This is a genomic window from Gryllotalpicola kribbensis, assembly GCF_039538245.1.
Lineage (GTDB): Bacteria > Actinomycetota > Actinomycetes > Actinomycetales > Microbacteriaceae > Gryllotalpicola > Gryllotalpicola kribbensis.
On record NZ_BAABBX010000002.1, the window covers coordinates 74,341 to 90,542 of the forward strand.

General features: G+C 70.0%; 15 protein-coding genes. 6 read left to right on the forward strand and 9 right to left on the reverse strand.

Features of this window, described 5'->3' with window-relative positions; genetic code table 11:
* Positions 1–8 precede the first annotated feature (8 nt).
* Positions 9–1,424 (reverse strand): serine hydrolase domain-containing protein, encoded by a 1,416-nt coding sequence (locus tag ABD716_RS01600; RefSeq protein WP_344773103.1) that lies wholly within the window; start codon positions 1,422–1,424, stop codon positions 9–11.
* A 39-nt stretch (positions 1,425–1,463) separates the two neighbouring features.
* On the opposite strand from ABD716_RS01600, the gene ABD716_RS01605 reads away from it, so the two are divergent.
* Together ABD716_RS01605 and ABD716_RS01610 are read left to right on the forward strand one after the other, a co-directional pair.
* Positions 1,464–2,771, forward strand: a complete 1,308-nt coding sequence (locus ABD716_RS01605; RefSeq protein ID WP_344773105.1) for a uracil-xanthine permease family protein — start codon at positions 1,464–1,466, stop codon at positions 2,769–2,771.
* Between the two features lie 97 nt (positions 2,772–2,868).
* Positions 2,869–4,782 carry an APC family permease gene (locus tag ABD716_RS01610; RefSeq protein WP_344773307.1) on the forward strand — a complete coding sequence of 638 codons (1,914 nt, stop codon included), beginning with the start codon at positions 2,869–2,871 and terminating at the stop codon, positions 4,780–4,782.
* Here the strand turns inward: ABD716_RS01610 and ABD716_RS01615 are convergent.
* The gene (locus ABD716_RS01615) at positions 4,751–5,686 is read right to left on the reverse strand and encodes an alpha/beta hydrolase (protein ID WP_344773107.1); all 936 of its coding nucleotides are present in this window, start codon (positions 5,684–5,686) and stop codon (positions 4,751–4,753) included. The two genes, ABD716_RS01610 and ABD716_RS01615, sit on opposite strands and share 32 nt — an antisense overlap.
* 43 nt (positions 5,687–5,729) lie before the next feature.
* The gene (locus tag ABD716_RS01620) at positions 5,730–6,146 is read right to left on the reverse strand and encodes a hypothetical protein (RefSeq protein WP_344773109.1); all 417 of its coding nucleotides are present in this window, start codon (positions 6,144–6,146) and stop codon (positions 5,730–5,732) included.
* 161 nt (positions 6,147–6,307) lie between these two features.
* On the opposite strand from ABD716_RS01620, the gene ABD716_RS01625 reads away from it, so the two are divergent.
* Positions 6,308–6,760: an Hsp20/alpha crystallin family protein gene (locus ABD716_RS01625; RefSeq protein ID WP_344773110.1), complete on the forward strand. Its 453-nt coding sequence runs from the start codon at positions 6,308–6,310 to the stop codon at positions 6,758–6,760.
* 68 nt (positions 6,761–6,828) lie between these two features.
* Here ABD716_RS01625 and ABD716_RS01630 read toward each other — a convergent pair whose 3' ends face one another.
* Positions 6,829–7,785, reverse strand: a complete 957-nt coding sequence (locus ABD716_RS01630) for an NADP-dependent oxidoreductase (RefSeq protein ID WP_344773111.1) — start codon at positions 7,783–7,785, stop codon at positions 6,829–6,831.
* Positions 7,786–7,882: 97 nt separating this feature from the next.
* On the opposite strand from ABD716_RS01630, the gene ABD716_RS01635 reads away from it, so the two are divergent.
* Both ABD716_RS01635 and ABD716_RS01640 read left to right on the forward strand, forming a co-directional pair.
* A complete protein-coding gene (locus ABD716_RS01635) occupies positions 7,883–10,033 on the forward strand; it encodes a S9 family peptidase (protein WP_344773113.1) in 2,151 nt (716 codons plus the stop codon).
* A 34-nt stretch (positions 10,034–10,067) separates the two neighbouring features.
* Entirely contained in the window at positions 10,068–10,724 is a 657-nt protein-coding gene (locus tag ABD716_RS01640; RefSeq protein ID WP_344773115.1) for a hypothetical protein, read from the forward strand.
* Between the two features lie 216 nt (positions 10,725–10,940).
* Here ABD716_RS01640 and ABD716_RS01645 read toward each other — a convergent pair whose 3' ends face one another.
* Complete coding sequence (locus ABD716_RS01645; RefSeq protein WP_344773116.1) at positions 10,941–11,966, reverse strand: 6-phosphofructokinase; 1,026 nt, start codon at positions 11,964–11,966, stop codon at positions 10,941–10,943.
* A 40-nt stretch (positions 11,967–12,006) separates the two neighbouring features.
* Positions 12,007–12,642, reverse strand: a complete 636-nt coding sequence (locus tag ABD716_RS01650) for a CYTH domain-containing protein (protein ID WP_344773118.1) — start codon at positions 12,640–12,642, stop codon at positions 12,007–12,009.
* A gap of 80 nt (positions 12,643–12,722) precedes the next feature.
* Here ABD716_RS01650 and ABD716_RS01655 point away from each other — a divergent pair, with 80 nt between their 5' ends.
* The gene (locus ABD716_RS01655) at positions 12,723–12,959 is read left to right on the forward strand and encodes a hypothetical protein (RefSeq protein WP_344773120.1); all 237 of its coding nucleotides are present in this window, start codon (positions 12,723–12,725) and stop codon (positions 12,957–12,959) included.
* Between the two features lie 12 nt (positions 12,960–12,971).
* On the opposite strand, the gene ABD716_RS01660 is transcribed toward ABD716_RS01655, so the two are convergent.
* The 3 genes from ABD716_RS01660 to ABD716_RS01670 all read right to left on the reverse strand — a co-directional run bounded on the left by ABD716_RS01660 (position 12,972) and on the right by ABD716_RS01670 (position 16,189).
* The gene (locus ABD716_RS01660; RefSeq protein WP_344773122.1) at positions 12,972–15,137 is read right to left on the reverse strand and encodes a DEAD/DEAH box helicase; all 2,166 of its coding nucleotides are present in this window, start codon (positions 15,135–15,137) and stop codon (positions 12,972–12,974) included.
* Between the two features lie 201 nt (positions 15,138–15,338).
* Positions 15,339–15,674 (reverse strand): DUF6804 family protein, encoded by a 336-nt coding sequence (locus ABD716_RS01665; protein WP_344773124.1) that lies wholly within the window; start codon positions 15,672–15,674, stop codon positions 15,339–15,341.
* A gap of 74 nt (positions 15,675–15,748) precedes the next feature.
* Positions 15,749–16,189: an RbsD/FucU family protein gene (locus ABD716_RS01670; protein ID WP_344773126.1), complete on the reverse strand. Its 441-nt coding sequence runs from the start codon at positions 16,187–16,189 to the stop codon at positions 15,749–15,751.
* Positions 16,190–16,202 lie beyond the last annotated feature (13 nt).

Below are 16,202 nucleotides of genomic sequence, written 5' to 3' on the forward strand. Positions count from 1 at the left end.
GCGCCAGCCTAGCCTTGTTGACCAGGCGTCAATAGCAGGTCCTCGCGGGAGCGCAGACCGAGATCGGGCGCGAACGCCGCGGTGAGACGCGGCCCCTCGGGGCTGTTCGGCTCGAGCCGCCAGACCCAGCGGAACGGCGTGCCCGTGAGCTGCAGATGCAGTTCGAGCACTCCCCTAACCCAGCCCGCCCGCGCGGCGCACGGCACCTCGGGCAGCGACTCGAGCGGCGAGGCGGTGCGCCCCGGAAGCCACTCGCGCCGACCGGCTGCGATGCGCTGAGCGCCGTCGGCTCCGACGAGCTCGAAGGTGATCGCGTCGTCGTCGAAGGCGAGCGAGATGCGCTCGACGCCCGACTCGTTCGCGGGAAGCTCGAAGACCCGCCCCGCGAGGGACGCCTCGGCCGCGTCATCCCTCTCGTCCACACGGGGCTCGGGAACGCGCCTGCCGGCGAGCTCGTGGACGTCGCCGTCGGGCTCGTCGGACGGCCGGAACCCGGCGGCGACGCCCGGGAGCAGTTCTGACCAGATCGCCTCGAGAATGCGGTTCGCGTCGGCGGCGCCCGAGGTCGTGGCGACGACCAGCTCGAGCTCGGGCACGACGACGGCGAACTGGCCGCACATGCCGTCGGCGCGGAATCCGTGGCTCGAGCGCCACAGCTGGTAGCCGTAGCCGATGCGCGACTCGTGGCTCTCGAACCAGGGGTTCCTCGTCTGGCTGGCGCTCGCCTCGTCGACCCAGTGCGCGGGCACGAGCTGCCGCCCCTCCCAGCTGCCGCGCTGCAGCAGCAGCTGCCCGAACTGCGCGAGCTGCCGGGTCGTGAGCTTGAGGCCGGTGCCGCCGTGCTCGATGCCGCGCGCGTCGCGCTCCCAGTGGGGCGTCGACCACCCGAGCGGGCCGAACAGCCGCTCGTCGAGGTACCCGGTGAGGCTCACGCCGGCGCGGCGCACGACCGCCGCTGCGAGCACGTAGGTGCACGCTGTGCTGTAGACGAAGTGCGTGCCCGGCGCGTGCGTCACGGGCGACTCGAAGAAGAGCTCGAGCCCATCGCGCTCGGGCAGGGCGCGCAGCACGCCCCACAGGTCGTCGGGGTGCCCGCTCGTCATCGTCAGCAGGTGCCGCACCGTCTGGCCGGGGATCTCGCGGAACTCGGGGAAGATCGCGTGCGTCGGCTCGTCGAGGGCGAGCAGCCCCTCGTCGATCGCGAGCCCCACCGCCATCGAGGTGAACGCCTTGCTCACCGAGAACATCATGTGCGGCTCGTCTGGCCGGTACGGATGCCACCACCCCTGCGCCACGACGCGCCCGTGCCGCGCGACGACGAGGCCGTGCACACCGAGCCCCTTCGTGTCGATCGCGTCGGCCAGCCGCACGATCGCGGCCGGGTCGATACCTACGGATGCCGGGCTCGAATGCTCCATCGCCATGGGTTCGACGTTACCCGCGCGCTCCGACAAGATGGCTCCATGCCACAGCCGCGCCGCCTGCCCTGGACCCTGCACGCCGACGGCAGGACGATCGCCCCTGACGCCATCGTCGGCCCCGGCGAGCGGCTCAGCTGGCCGCGCACGATCGGCATCGGCGCACAGCACGTCGTCGCGATGTTCGGCGCGACGTTCCTGGTCCCCGTGCTCACCGGGTTCCCGCCTGCCACGACCCTGCTGTTCTCGGGCGTCGGCACGCTCCTCTTCCTGCTGATCACCAAGAACCGGCTGCCCAGCTACCTCGGCTCGTCGTTCGCGTTCCTCGCGCCGATCGCGGCGGCGATGGGCGCCAAGTACCAGCACCTCGATCACCTGCCCGCCGCCCTGTTCGGCATCGTGGCCGTCGGCGTGCTTCTCGCCATCGTCGGGCTCCTCGTCATGGCCACGGGCACGGCCTGGATCGACGCGCTCATGCCCCCCGTCGTGGCGGGCGCCATCGTCGCGCTGATCGGCTTCAACCTGGCGCCGACGGCGGGGTCGAACTTCACGCAGGCGCCGCTGACGGCCGGCATCACGCTCGCGGCGATCATTCTCATCGCCGTCCTGTTCCGCGGGCTGCTCGGGCGGCTGTCGATCTTCCTCGGCGTCGTCGTCGGGTGGATCGCGGCCGCCGTTCAGGGGCAGGTGGATTTCTCGGCCGTCGGCACGGCGGCCTGGTTCGGCCTTCCCCGGTTCCACCTTCCGGCGAATCCGTTCGACGGCTCGCTGCCCACCTGGGGGCTGCTTCCGGCCTTCCTGCCCATCGTGCTCGCCCTGATCGCCGAGAACGTCGGGCATATCCGCGGCGTGGCAGCCATGTCGGGGCATCCCGAGCTGGGCAGGCTCACCGGCCGCGCCCTGTTCGCCGATGGCCTCTCGACCGTGATCGCCGGCATGTTCGGCGGCTCGGGAACGACGACCTACGGCGAGAACATCGGCACGATGGCCGCGACCCGCGTGTACTCCACGGCGGCGTACTGGGTGGCCGGCGTCATCGCGATCCTGCTCGGCCTGTGCCCCAAGATCGGCGCGATCATCTTCTCGATCCCGAGCGGTGTGCTCGGCGGCGCCACCGTCGCCCTCTACGGGCTCATCGGTGTCATCGGCATCAAGATCTGGATCGACAACAGGGTCGACTTCTCGCGCCCCCGCAACCAGTTCACCGCGGCCATCGCGCTCGTCATCGGCATCGCCAACATCCCGCTCACGCTCGGCGCCGTGCAGATCACCGGGATCGCGTTCGGCGCCATCGCAGCGGTCGTCGTCTACCACGTCATGACCTGGGTCGGCACGCGCCGGGGCACGGCCTGACCGCTTGGCGCGGCGCTCACCCCTGTCCCGTACTATCGCGCCTGTGACCAACGACACCGCGCCCCGCCCGACCGTGCGGGAGTGGTTCCTGACCGGCATGACCGACATCCGCGGCACGCAGGTCGGGCCGCACGCGAGGGAGTCAGAGAAACCCGCATCGTGGTGGCGCGTCATGTGCCTCACCGGCGTCGACTACTTCTCGACCCTCGGCTACCAGCCGGCCATCGCGGCGCTCGCAGCCGGCCTGATCGCGCCGTTCGCGACGGTCGTGCTCATCGTGCTGACGCTGTGCTGTGCGCTGCCCGTCTACCGGCGGGTCGCACGCGAGAGCTTCCGCGGTTCCGGGTCGATCGCGATGCTCGAGCGCACCCTGCCGTACTGGTGGGGCAAGCTGCTCGTGCTGGTGCTGCTGGGCTTCGCCGCGACCGACTTCATGATCACGATGACGCTGTCGGCGGCGGACGCCTCGGCGCACGCCCTCGAGAACCCGCTCACCCCGCACTGGTTCACGGGCACCGGCTGGCAGATCGGCGTGACGCTCTTCCTGCTCGCGCTGCTCGCCGTCGTCTTCCTGCGGGGCTTCCGCGAGGCGATCGGCATCGCCGTCGTGCTGGTCGCCGTCTACCTCGCGCTCAACGCCGTGGTCATCGTCGTCGCGTTCCTGCACATCGGCGCTCACCCGGTCGTCGTCGACGACTGGTGGGCGGCGATGTTCCGCCAGAACGGCAACTGGGCGCAGGTCATCGGCATCTCACTGCTCGTCTTCCCCAAGCTGGCGCTCGGCATGTCCGGCTTCGAGACCGGGGTGGCGGTGATGCCGCAGATCAAGGGCGGCCCCCACGACACCGGGAAGCTGCCGATGGGCCGCATCCGCGGCACGAAGCGCCTGCTCGCCACCGCCGCTGCGATCATGAGCGCGTTCCTCATCACGTCGAGCCTCGCGACGACGCTGCTCATTCCCCAGAAGGCCTTCCAGGCGGGCGGCCCGGCGAACGGCCGCGCCCTGGCCTATCTCGCGCACGAGTACCTCGGGCCGGCGTTCGGCAGCGTCTACGACCTGTCGACCATCCTCATCCTGTGGTTCGCCGGGGCATCCGCGATGGCCGGCCTGCTCAACCTGGTGCCGCGCTACCTGCCGCGCTACGGCATGGCGCCGCAGTGGGCGAGCGCGGTGCGCCCGCTCGTCGTCGTGTTCGCCCTGATCGGCTTCCTGATCACCCTGGTCTTCCGCGCGAACGTCGACGCGCAGGGCGGGGCGTACGCCACGGGCGTGCTCGTGCTGATGTGCTCGGCCGCCCTCGCGGTGACGATCTCGGCGTTCCGCCACCGGCAGCGCGCACGGATCTGGTCGTTCGGCTTCGTCACCGTGGCGTTCCTGTACTCGACGGTCGTGAACGTCATCGAACGGCCGGACGGCGTGCGCATCGCCGCGCTGTTCATCCTCGCGATCCTCGTCATCTCGCTCGTCTCGCGCGCCAAGCGCTCGTTCGAGCTGCGAGCCTCAGACGTGACCTTCGACGCCGTCGCCGAGGCGTGGCTGCTGGAGGACGCCGAGGACGAGTCCGGTGTGATCCGCATCGTCGCGCACGAGCCGGGCCCCGACACGAAGGACGAGTACAGCGCCAAGAGCAAGTCGGAGCGCTACTTCAGCCACATCCCGCAGGGCGCCCGGCTGCTCTTCATCGAGGTGCTGCCGAAGCCGCGCGTGCAGCAGGACGCCTCCGACTTCGTCGAGCCGCTGCTCGTGCGGGGCGTCGAGAAGCACGGCTACCGCGTGCTGCAGCTCGAGAGCATCTCGGTGCCGAACGCCATCGCCGCGGTGCTGCTCGAGATCCGCGAGCTGACCGGCATCGTGCCGAGCATCTACTTCCAGTGGAACGAGGGCAACCCGATCTCGAACATGGCGCGCTTCCTGCTCGACGGCACCGGCGAGATCGCGCCCGTCACGCGCGAGGTGCTGCGCGAAGCCGAGAAGAACCCTAAGCGTCGGCCGATCGTACACGTGAGCTGACCTGCCCGATGAAGTGCTGGAGGCGCTCGTACACCTCGACCGACTCGGGGTGGCCGGCGTCCTGCTGCCACGTGTGCTCGGTGTTGCGCGCGTCCCAGCCGTAGCTGACGAACTCGACTGGGATGCCCGCGCGCTCCGCCGCCTTCACGAAGTTGACGTTCGCGCGGTAGAAGATGTCACGCTCGCTGGTCGTGACGAGCACCGGCGGGAAGCTTTCGTCGACCCATTCGATGGGACTCAGCCAGCGCGATGCTCGCTGCAGCGACGCCGGCTTCATGCGGTGCCTGCGATAGCCGGGAAGCAGCATGCGCACGAAGTCGTGGCTCATGATGAACCCCGGCTCGAAGACGACGGAGAAGTCGACCGCGCCGCAGTGCAGCACCAGGCCGCCGAGCTCCTCGCGGGTGACGGCGGGGCGCAGGCGGAAGTGCGAGGCCAGCTCGGGCCGGGTCGTGGTCGCGCCGAGCAGGGCGGCGATCTGCGCCCCGGCGGAGTCGCCCCCGAGCACGATCGTGCTCGGGTCTCCGCCGTGCTCGGCGATGTGGGCGACCACCCAGCGCAGCGCCTCGTTCGCGTCGTTCAGCATGTGCCGCATGCCGAAGCCGCCGCCGCGCAGTCCGGCGCGGCGATAGTTGACGTTCACGACGACGATGCCGGTGGCCGCCTGCACGGCGCAGTACTTGGTGAGCGCCGACTTGTCGCCGCTCGTCCAGCCGCCGCCGTGGAAGTAGACGTACACCGGGAGCGCCGCGGTGTCTCCGGCTTCGCGATGCGGCGTCAGCACGTCGAGCCGGTGACCGGGGTGGCCGTCGCCGACGTAGTCGACGTCGAGGAGGTAGTCGACCGTGCTCACCGGCGTCGCGTTGAGCTTGCGCGACTGCCACGGCGCGAAGGGCAGCATCATGGCGGTCCATAGCCAGGGACCGACCGGGAAGGGCGCCGAGCGGCTACCGGAGCGCCGTGACATCGATCAGCGCCAGAAGAGCGAATGCATATGCGGATGCCGCGTCGGCGGCCTCGAAGTCGTGGTCTGCGCCACCGCTGTGCGTCGTGACGCGCCAGGCGCCGTCGGGACGCGCGGTCAGTGCCCGGAACGCGCCGCCGAGGCGCTCGCGCAGCTGATCCTCGCGAGGCAGCCACAGCGCCTGCTCGAGCGCGACGGAGTCGAGCGCCCACTCGGTCGTTCCGTTGAAGCCGAGGATCGTGCCTGTGTCGAACTCGTGCGGCTCGATGGTCATGTCCGAGACGGTGAACGTCTCGTCTGAGGCGAATTCGGGGCCTTCGATGCGGAAGAAGTCGCCCGGAGCGGGATGCCATTCCAACCCGGCATCCCGCAATTGCCGAGCGAGTGAGCTTCCGATCACACGCTCATTATGACCCCGCGAAACCGACCGGGAGCCGGGTGCCCGCTGAACGTCGGGTATGGCGGAATGGATCTGGCACTCTCGGTGTTCGAGTGCTAATGTCAGTCCTAGTTGAGTCGAGGTGGCTCAACCTTGGGACTACAGAGAAGGAGCTGATTCACATGGCAATGAACTTCGATCCCTTCCGCGAGTTCGACCGCCTGGCGGGCTCGTTCCTCGACCGCCCCGCCGGCCCGCGGCTCATGCCGATGGACCTCTACAAGGACGGCGAGACCTACGTCCTGTCTGCTGACCTGCCGGGCATCGACCCGGGCTCGGTCGACATCGACGTCGACGGCCAGCTGCTGACCATCCGCGCCCAGCGCACGCTGGCGACGGGCGAGGGCGTCAAGTGGCTGACCCGCGAGCGCCAGGGCGGCACGTTCCTGCGCCAGCTGAGCCTCGGCCAGGGCATCGACACCGAGAACATCACCGCCGACTACTCGAACGGCGTGCTCTCGATCACGATCCCGATGAGCGAGAAGGCCAAGCCGCGCAAGATCGCCGTGAGCTCGCGCGCCGAGACGACGCACCCCGCCGTCGAAGAGGCGCACAGCGAGCCCGCTGGCGCATAAGCACGGAAGCAGAAGGACCCCGGTTCGCCGGGGTCTTTCTCGTATCGGGGGCGGATGCCTCGCCTGCGCTACCTCGTCACCGCGACGAGCTTGCCGCGCACGTGGCCGGTCTCGAGGCGCGCGTATGCCTCGGCGAGCCGCTCGATCGGGTAGATCGCCTCGATCGGCACCGTGACCTGCCCGTCGGCGACGAGGCGCACGATCTCGCCGAACTGCTCCATCGTCGCCTGCGGGTTGCCGACGCCCTGTGCGCCGCGATGGCCGCGGGCGGCGATCGTGTTGATGCGCTCGAGCGGCACGCCCAGGGCGAGCGCGGCGTCGACCGAGTCGGGCCCGTTGTTGTCGAGCGCGGCGGTGAAACCCTGGGGCGCGGCATCCCTCAGCCTCTCGACCAGGCCGTCGCCGTAGGCGACGGGCGTGACGCCCAGCTCGCGCAGGAACTCGTGGTTGCGCTCGCTCGCCGTGCCGATCACGGTCGCGCCGCGGAGAACCGCGAGCTGCGCCGCGATCACGCCCACTCCCCCGGCGGCGGCACTCACGAGCACCGTATCGCCGGGGCCCGCGCCGACACGGTCGAGTGCCGCGATCGCCGTGCGCCCTGCGACCGGCAGGGCCCCTGCCGTGTCGTAGTCGAGCGCCTCTGGCTTCTCGATGAGGACGCCGTCGCGCTCGGCATCCGCGCCTTCTGCGGCGATGATCACGAAGTCGCCGATCGCGCGGTGGCGGCGCCCGCCGAGCACGGCCTCGCCGAGCCTAAAGCGGGTGACGCCCTCGCCCACCTCGTCGATGTCGCCCGCGAAGTCGAACCCCACCCCCGTGCCACCAGGCGTCGCGGCCGGGTCCGTGATGCCGTAGTTGGCCGCGGACTGCGCCGAGTGCATGATCTTGTAGTCGACCGGGTTGAGCCCGTTGGCGCACACGTGCACGCGCACCTCGCCCGGGCCGGGGTGCGGGGGCTCCTCGTCGACGATGCGCAGCACCTCTGCCGTCGGGCCGAATCGGTCGAATCGCGCAAATCGGGCCATAGAGCCAGCCTCTCATCTTGCGGCGGGCGGGTGCGGCGCCCGGCCGCCTGGACCGCCGCGGCGGCCTCCTCGCCGATCGTGGCCTAGCGTGGTGAGGGTGACCGACAACGCACCCGTTGCCAAGAGGATCCCGACCGAGCGCACCTTCCACGGCGACACCGTCGTCGACGACTACGAATGGCTGCGCGCCAAGGACGACCCCGAGGTGATCGCGCACCTCACCGCAGAGAACGCCTACGCCGAGGCGCGCAACGCGCACCTCGCGGGCCTGCGCGAGACGATCTTCGACGAGATCAGGTCCCGCACCCTCGAGACCGATCTCAGCGTGCCCGTGCGCGAGGGCGCGTGGTGGTACTACTCGCGCTCGTTCGAGGGCAAGCAGTACGGCGTGCAGTGCCGCGCGCCGATCGCCGGCCCCGACGACTGGACGCCGCCGCAGCCGGCCGAGGTGTCGGCCGAGGTGCCCGCCCTGCCCGGCGAGCAGGTGCTGTTCGACGCGAACCTCGAGAGCGAGGGTCACGAGTTCTTCTCGCTCGGAACGTTCGACGTGTCGGCTGACGGAGCTCTGCTCGCGTACGCCGTCGACGTCGAGGGCGACGAGCGTTACCTCCTCCGCGTGCGCGACCTCGCGACCGGCGCCGACCTCGACGACGAGGTGCCCGGCACCGCCGCCGGCGCCTTCTTCAGCCCCGATGGCCGCTTCGTGTTCTACACCACGGTCGATGACGCCTGGCGCCCGGACACCGTCTGGCGGCACGCGGTCGGCACGCCGGCATCCGCCGACGTGAAGGTCTTCCACGAACCGGACGAGCGCTTCTGGGTGGGCGCCGGCCTCACCCGCAGCCGGCGCTTCATCGAGGTGGGCGCGTCGTCGTCGATCACGAGCGAATCCTGGCTGATCGATGCGGATGACCCGACCGCCGCGCCCCGCATCGTGTGGCCGCGCCGCGAGGGCGTCGAGTACTCGGTCGACCATGCCGTCGTCGGCGGCGAGGACAGGCTGCTGATCCTGCACAACGACGGAGCCCTCGACTTCGAGCTCGTCGACGTGCCGGCATCCGACCCCACCGCGACGCCACGCGTGCTGATCGCGCATGATCCGGCCGTCCGCCTCGACGACATCGATGCGTTCGCCGAGCGCGTCGTCGTCGAGTATCGGCGCGAGGGTCTCACCCGCCTGGGCCTGCTGCCGATCACGGAGGACGGCTACGGCGCACTGACCGAGGTGCCCTTCGACGAGCCCCTCTACACCGTGCGGGCCTCGGGCAACCCCGAGTGGGAGCAGCCGACGATCCGGCTCGGCTATGGGTCGCTGGTGACGCCTTCGACCGTGTACGACCTGGTTCCTTCGACGGGCGAGCTTCGGATGCTCAAGCAGCAGCCGGTGCTCGGCGGCTACGACCCTGCGCGCTACGAGCAGCGGCGCGAGTGGGCCGTCGCCCCCGACGGAACGCGGGTGCCGATCTCGCTCGTGTACCGCCGGGACCTCGTCTCGCCGGGTGCCGCGCCGGCACCGCTCGAGCTGTACGGCTACGGCTCGTACGAGCACAGCATCGATCCCGCATTCAGCGTCGCCCGCCTGTCGTTGCTCGATCGCGGCGTCGTGTTCGCGATCGCGCACGTGCGCGGCGGCGGCGAGCTCGGCCGCTCCTGGTACGAGAACGGCAAGAAGCTCGCGAAACGCAACACCTTCACCGACTTCGTGGCGTGTGCGCGCCATCTCGTCGACACGGGGTGGACGTCGCCCGACCGAATGGTCGCCGAGGGCGGCAGTGCGGGCGGCCTGCTGATGGGAGCGGTCGCCAACCTCGCACCCGAGCTGTTCGCGGGCATCCTCGCCGACGTGCCGTTCGTCGATGCGCTCACGTCGATCCTCGACCCGTCGCTGCCGCTCACCGTCATCGAGTGGGACGAGTGGGGCGACCCCCTGCACGACGCCGAGGTGTACGAGTACATGCGCTCGTACACGCCGTATGAGAACGTGCGAGCGGATGCCGCATATCCTCCGATCCTCGCCGTGACCAGCCTCAACGACACCCGCGTGCTCTATGTGGAGCCGGCGAAGTGGGTCGCTCGTCTGCGCGCGCTGGGCGCCGATGCGCTGCTGAAGATCGAGATGGTCGCGGGCCACGGCGGCGTCTCTGGCCGCTACAACGCGTGGCGCGAGCGCGCGTGGGAACTCGCCTGGCTGCTCGACCGCCTCGGCCTCGCGCCCGCTGAGGATCCCGTCAGAGCTGTGGAAAGCTGACGCGCCGGCCTGCAGAGCACGCCACAGTGAACGGATGCCCCGCGCTGCGACTCGCTCTCTGTTGTGTTCTTTCGGCCACATCGCCACGCATGCCGAACTCCTCGAGGAGTTCGACGGCCAGGAATCTGCGATCCTCCCCTTTCGCATGAGCTACGGACGCTCCGAGCTTCTGCGGATGGGGGTTTACGTCTGCACCCACTTGACCGATCTCGAAAGGCTCGCGGCATGGTGCGGCGGGCAGCTCGACTGCGTCACGGTTCTGGCCGAGAGCGGGTTCTCAGTCGGCGACGGCGGTGAGCCGCACCTGAGGCTGCGGCGCGGTCAAGGTGGCGCTTCGGGCCGCCGACGCGCGGACGCGCCAATGGCGCACGTGCACTGGAGCAGGTTGCGCACGCCGGTTCCGTCGCGTGAGCAGGCAAAGCGCCTGGCGCGCTCAGGCGGACAACCGGATCGCCTGCGGGTTCCCCCGCGTGAAGCTCTGCGCCAGGCGATGACGACGTGCTTGAGCTATGCGGAGAGCGCGCAGCTGCTGGAGGCGATGTCTGAAGCCGGATTCCCGGCGGAGGACATCGCCCACGCCATCGCTGCTGCGCCGCGACGCGTCCACCTCGCCCTGCGGCGCCTGGACGCGGTTCCAGCGCCGGTCCGAGACGTCCTGTCGGATTCATATGAACGAGAGAACCACTTCTGAGCGCGACAGAACCATTGGTGCTCCAGCAGAACCATCTCTAGCGATAAGCACACCATTGGTGCTGCCGTGGATCCGTTGGCGCTTGTCGAGAACCAACGGCGCAGGCGCGGAACCAACGGTGCTCGGCCAGCACCAATGGTTCTGGGGTGCGAAGAAAAGGTTCTCTCGTTCAAGTGGAACGAAGGGGACGGCCCGAGGCGGAGCGCCGGAAGACGGTCAGCCGAAGAGGAGGGCCGCCTCTTCCCAGCGGCGGCGCGGGACCGAGTTCAGGCTGCGGGTCGCCTCGGTGATGCTGACGTCGACGACGTCCGTGCCGCGCAGAGCGACCATCGTGCCCCAACGCGCTTCGGTCACGGCATCCACCGCCGCCATCCCGAAACGGGTCGCCAGCACCCGGTCGAAGGCACTCGGCGCACCGCCGCGCTGAATATGCCCGATCACCGTCGCGCGCGACTCGATGCCCGTGCGCTCCTCGATCATCGGCGCCAGGATGTCGGCGATGCCGCCGAGCAGCGGGCGCCCGAAGGGGTCCAGGCCCTTGTGCGAGTGCGCGCCGTCCATCGTCGGCAGGTGGAAGCCCTCGCTGACCACGATCACGGGGGCGCGGCCGCGGTCGCGCACCGACTCGACCCATTCGCAGATCTGCTCGATCGTGGTGCTCACCTCGGGGATCAGGATGGCGTGCGCGCCCCCGGCCATCCCCGCGTGCAGGGCGATCCAGCCGACGTAGCGGCCCATCACCTCGACGACCATGCAGCGCTGGTGGGACTCGGCCGTGGTGCGCAGGCGATCGATCGCCTCGGTCGCGATGCCGACCGCCGTGTCGAAGCCGAAGGTGTAGTCGGTTGCCTGCAGGTCGTTGTCGATCGTCTTCGGGACGCCGACGATCTTCAACCCGTCATCGGAGAGGCGCCGCGCGGCAGCAAGCGTGCCTTCGCCGCCGATCGCGATGATCGCGTCGATGCCGTTCTTATCGAGCACCTTCTGGATGTTCTCGGGGCCGCCGCCCGCTTCGTAGGGGTTCGTGCGACTCGAGCCGAGGATCGTGCCGCCCTCTTTCGAGAGGCCGCGGACGCGGTGGCGGGGCAGCTCCATCAGGTCGCCCTCGACGACGCCCTTCCAGCCCCACTTGAAACCCAAGAAGTCGTGGCCGTACACGCGGTCCCCCTTGAGCACGGCACCCCTGATGACCGCGTTGAGCCCAGGGCAGTCTCCACCGGAGGTGAGAATTCCGATTCGCATGGCAGCTCCTTCTGCTTGGAGACTATCGATCGATCGGCCCCTAGCGGGACAGTCCCAGCGCCCTCGCGAGCTTTGAACCGGATGACGGAGGCTGCGCCCCCGCCGCGACGAGCCGCTCTTCGACCGCATCGAGCAAGGCCGCGCGATCGGATGCCTCGCCCGCGCTCCCGCCCGGAAGAAGCTCGACCTCCCACTCCTGCCAGCGCCGTTCCGTTCCGCTCGTCGGCCCCTCGCGCAGGTCTGTGGCCACGACGTGATCGTCGGCGAGCTCGATGAGGGGCTCGCCGGCGCTGTCGCGCAGCACGGTCGCGATCCGGTGATTGCGAATGCGCGCGATCGGTACGAGCCGTGCATCGCCCACGAGCTCGGCCAGCGCCGCGCGCACCTCGTCAGGGATCGCCTCGCCCTCACCCGGCTCGAACTGCTGCTCGCGCCGGCCTTCGGCGAGCGGCGGCCACTTGATGTGCCAGCCGGCGTCGTGCCCGCCGAGCCGTCGCCGCACGGCCACGCGTGCGTTCGCGAGCGTCAGCTCGGGGGTGTCGAAGTACGTGGCGTCGAGGTCGAACGCATCCGGAGCGTCGGCGGACGCGACCCGCGCGACACCGATCAGCGACGGCATCCGCGCCTCGTCATCGACGTCGTACTTGCGCTCGATCTCGACCTCGCCACCACTCATGTGAACAGTTTGGGCCATGCCGTCGGCGGAACCGGAATCGGGTATTGGCCTGCCGCAGGGCCCGGCGTACCCTGCATCCCATGAGCGACAGCCGACCCAGCGAATTCGACGAGGACGACGTCGATCTCGAGGACGAGGCTCCCGAGGACGTCGAGGACTACGAGCCCGAGGTGGAGAGCTACGACGAGGACGACATCGACCTCGACGACGACTTCGAGTCCGACGAAGAGGTGTTTCCCGACGACGAGCGCCCCACCGGCTATGACGATGAGCTCGACGAAGAAGACGAGGAATTCGACGACTTCGACGACGAATAGCGCCGACTGCGGCTAGTTGAGCGCGTCGCGCAGCAGCCCGACCAGTGCGTCGAGCTGAACGGATGCCTCGGAGCCCGGCTCGACGTCGATGCCGTCGAGCGCCCGCAGCGCAAGGCCCTGCTTGGCGTCGATGAGCTCGGCGATCTTCGAATCGATCGTCTGCGCCGCGATGATGCGCCACGCGGTGACGGGCTCTTCCTGGCCGATGCGGTGCACGCGGTCGATCGCCTGCGTCTGCTCGGCGGACGTCCACGACAGCTCGGCGAGCACGACGTTCGACGACACCTGCAGGTTGATGCCGACGCCGGCCGCGGTGAGCGAGCAGACCACGACGGAAACCTCGGGGTCGTTCTGGAACGCGTCGATCGCCTTCTGGCGCTCGATGGCGCTCTGGTCGCCGCGGATCGAGACCGCCCCCAGCTCGCGGGCCGCGAACAGCGCCTCTGCCTGATCCATGACGTCGATGTGCTTGGCGAAGAAGACGACCTTGCCGGTCGAGCGGGCGAGCTGCGCCGCGTAGTCGGCGGCGAGGCCGGCCTTCGCCTGGCCGATGCGGCGGACCATGGTGAAGACGTTCTCGCCGGTCTTCGCCCCCTTCGACTCCTCGAGCTCCGCGTGGGCCACGACCCTGATGAGGTGCTCGCGCCGGGCATCCGTGCCGCCTTCGACGCCCTCGCCGACGCCGGCCGCGAGCGCGCGCTCATAGCGCGCCACGAGGCGGGCCGCGAGCTCGCGCTCGGCCGCCTTGATCGAGCGGCCCAGCTCGTCGTCGAGCTCGACGGGCATGTCGACGATGCGCCGCGACGGCAGGTCGGCGGCGACGTCGATCTTGCGGCGGCGCACGATGCCGAGGTCGATCACGATCTCACGGGCCTCGGGGTAGAACTCGTGATCGGCGGGCGTCAGGCCGGTCTCTTCGAGGCGGTCCATGAGCTCGCGCGTGGGCTTGGTGCCGTCGATCCAGCCGAGGAACTGCCAGATGGCGCGGAAGTCGTCGATGTCGTTGATGAGCGGGGTGCCGGTGAGCGCGATGAGCAGCGGCTCGCCGCCCGGTGCGGTCTTGCGGATCGTGTCGGCGAGCGCCAGCACGTGCTGCGAGCGCTGGGAGTGCAGGTTCTTGATGAAGTGCGCCTCGTCGACGACCATGCCCTTGAAGCCCATCTGGGCGATCCAGGACAGGTGGCGGTCGAGCACCTCGTAGTTGACGACGACGATGTCGGCGAACGCGTCGAGACCGGCTCCGTCGCCATGGATGACGGTCGCGCGGCGCTGCGGCGTCCACCGCTCGACCTCGCGCGCCCAGTTCATCTTCACGACGTTGGGGACGACGGCGAGCAGCGGGTATGCCCCTGCGACGGATGCCGCGAGCAGGGACTGCGCGGTCTTGCCGAGGCCCGGCTCGTCGGCGAGCAGGAAGGTGCGGTGGCCGAGGCGGGCCGACTCGATGAACTGCGCCTGGTGGTGCATGAGCTCCATGCCGGGCGGGGCGTAGCGGTCGATCTTCGGTGCGGGCGGCAGCTCCATGCTGGCGATCTGGCCGCCTGCGCCCTGCTCGAACGACTTGAACAGGGGGCCGAGAAGCTCCCACGAGTCGAGGCGCCGGCGCGGCGCGGGCTGCGCCTGCTCGGCGTAGCGGGTGAAGTCGGGCGCGAGGAACGGATTCGACAGCTGCCGCGCCTTGACCGACTGCGGCACGACCTGCTTCTCGGCCAGCTCGGCCGAGAGCACCGGCTTGTTGTCGAGCACCTTCGGCTCTTCGACGACGATGACCAGGTCGTCGGGGCTGAGCGCGGTTCCGGACTCGAGCAGCCAGTCGCGGCGCATCTTCTGCGCGGCGGCCGACGGCGAGGCATCCGTCTCGAGCAACTGGATGAGGCTCGTGTCGCGCGCCGCCGTCTTGGCGAGGATCTGCGCGATGCCGTCGAGTCGCTTGAGCTGCTCGGCGCGCTGCGCCTCGGTCAGCTCGGGGTCGGACTTGGCGCGCGCGCGCTCTTCGCGCATGAGCAGCGCGATGACCTGGAACTTGGTCCGGTTGGTCGGCCCGAGCTTCTTGCCGCCCTGCGCCTTGGCTTCCACCTCGCGCACGCGGCGGGCGAGGACGGGGATGAGGCCGTCATTGTTCTGATGACGGCGCCCGGAGCGTCGCTGCTGCGCGACGCGCTCTCCGGTCTGGGACATGTGCCTCCACGATCTGCGGGCCCCGACGGGAGAACCCCGGGAGCGGCCCGATGTACGGGGCGGATTCCGGGGCCGTGGCACGAACGAGCAGCGAAAGCCTCTCGGGCCGCGGCGGAGCGGGAATCCGCGCGATACCTGATTCTACCCCAGCCGCATCCTCGGCCGGCGAGCACTCACCGCGCGCGCCGCCGAGCCGGCCGGTCAGGAGCTCGGCGTGACCCTGATGATGACGCCGGCGGCGATGAACGTCGCGGCGCCGGCGATGCTGAGCCCCTGGAAGGCGACGTCAGGCAGCGGCAGGGGGAAGACCGGGTTCCAGACCACGACGATCGCGGCGAGCCCGGCGACGAAGGCCCACTGCTTGCCCTGGATCGCGAACCACCCCGTGATCGCCGCGAGGATCGCCGCGGGGTACTCGATCCAGGTGTAGTTCTCGGACCCGATGAGGGCAAGGCCCGCCATCAGGACGATCGCCCCGAGGAAGCCGGGCGCGAGCGCGAGTCGGGCGGGCTGGGGTGCGTTCGTGGGGCGTGCCATGGCGAGGGGAAGCCTATCGGGTGCGGCCTCCTGCCCCGCTGAGCACGGGCCGCCACGAACGCGACCCCGACAGCTCAGACGGCGGCGAGCGCCTCGCCCTTGCGCAGCAGGAATGCGCTGGGCTCGCCGTCGCAGCGCGACCGCACGGTCACCTCGGACTGACGCGCGAGCGTCGCGAAGTCGGCCTCGTCGAGGCGCGACATCGGCACGCGGCGCAGTTCGGCGTCGGCCGCGATGCCGCAGACGGCGAAGACCACATCGGGCAGCTCGTCGACTTCCTCGGCATTGTCGAGGTAGACGATCGGCGCCCCCGAGCGGTCGAGCGGCAGCACGCTGAGGATCGCCGTCACGGCGGCCTCGGTCGAGACGTGCGTCAGATCGATCACGGTGTGGTCCGGGCCACGCTGCGGCGTCGTGGCGCCGCCTGCCGTGAGGGTCAGCCACTGGCCGGGCTGCATGTCGTCGAGAACCGACAGGAGCGCGCCGGACAGGATCGGGTCGAGGTTTTTGAGCACGACGGTGCCTCTT

Bases quoted from the DNA above. Each gene is read 5' to 3' on its own strand.
- ABD716_RS01600 (WP_344773103.1), bottom strand. From the start codon at position 1,424: ATGGCGATGGAGCATTCGAGCCCGGCATCCGTAGGTATCGACCCGGCC.
- ABD716_RS01605 (WP_344773105.1), top strand. From the start codon at position 1,464: ATGCCACAGCCGCGCCGCCTGCCCTGGACCCTGCACGCCGACGGCAGG.
- ABD716_RS01610 (WP_344773307.1), top strand. From the start codon at position 2,869: ATGACCGACATCCGCGGCACGCAGGTCGGGCCGCACGCGAGGGAGTCA.
- ABD716_RS01615 (WP_344773107.1), bottom strand. From the start codon at position 5,686: ATGATGCTGCCCTTCGCGCCGTGGCAGTCGCGCAAGCTCAACGCGACG.
- ABD716_RS01625 (WP_344773110.1), top strand. From the start codon at position 6,308: ATGGCAATGAACTTCGATCCCTTCCGCGAGTTCGACCGCCTGGCGGGC.
- ABD716_RS01630 (WP_344773111.1), bottom strand. From the start codon at position 7,785: ATGGCCCGATTTGCGCGATTCGACCGATTCGGCCCGACGGCAGAGGTG.
- ABD716_RS01640 (WP_344773115.1), top strand. From the start codon at position 10,068: ATGCCCCGCGCTGCGACTCGCTCTCTGTTGTGTTCTTTCGGCCACATC.
- ABD716_RS01645 (WP_344773116.1), bottom strand. From the start codon at position 11,966: ATGCGAATCGGAATTCTCACCTCCGGTGGAGACTGCCCTGGGCTCAAC.
- ABD716_RS01650 (WP_344773118.1), bottom strand. From the start codon at position 12,642: ATGAGTGGTGGCGAGGTCGAGATCGAGCGCAAGTACGACGTCGATGAC.
- ABD716_RS01655 (WP_344773120.1), top strand. From the start codon at position 12,723: ATGAGCGACAGCCGACCCAGCGAATTCGACGAGGACGACGTCGATCTC.
- ABD716_RS01660 (WP_344773122.1), bottom strand. From the start codon at position 15,137: ATGTCCCAGACCGGAGAGCGCGTCGCGCAGCAGCGACGCTCCGGGCGC.
- ABD716_RS01665 (WP_344773124.1), bottom strand. From the start codon at position 15,674: ATGGCACGCCCCACGAACGCACCCCAGCCCGCCCGACTCGCGCTCGCG.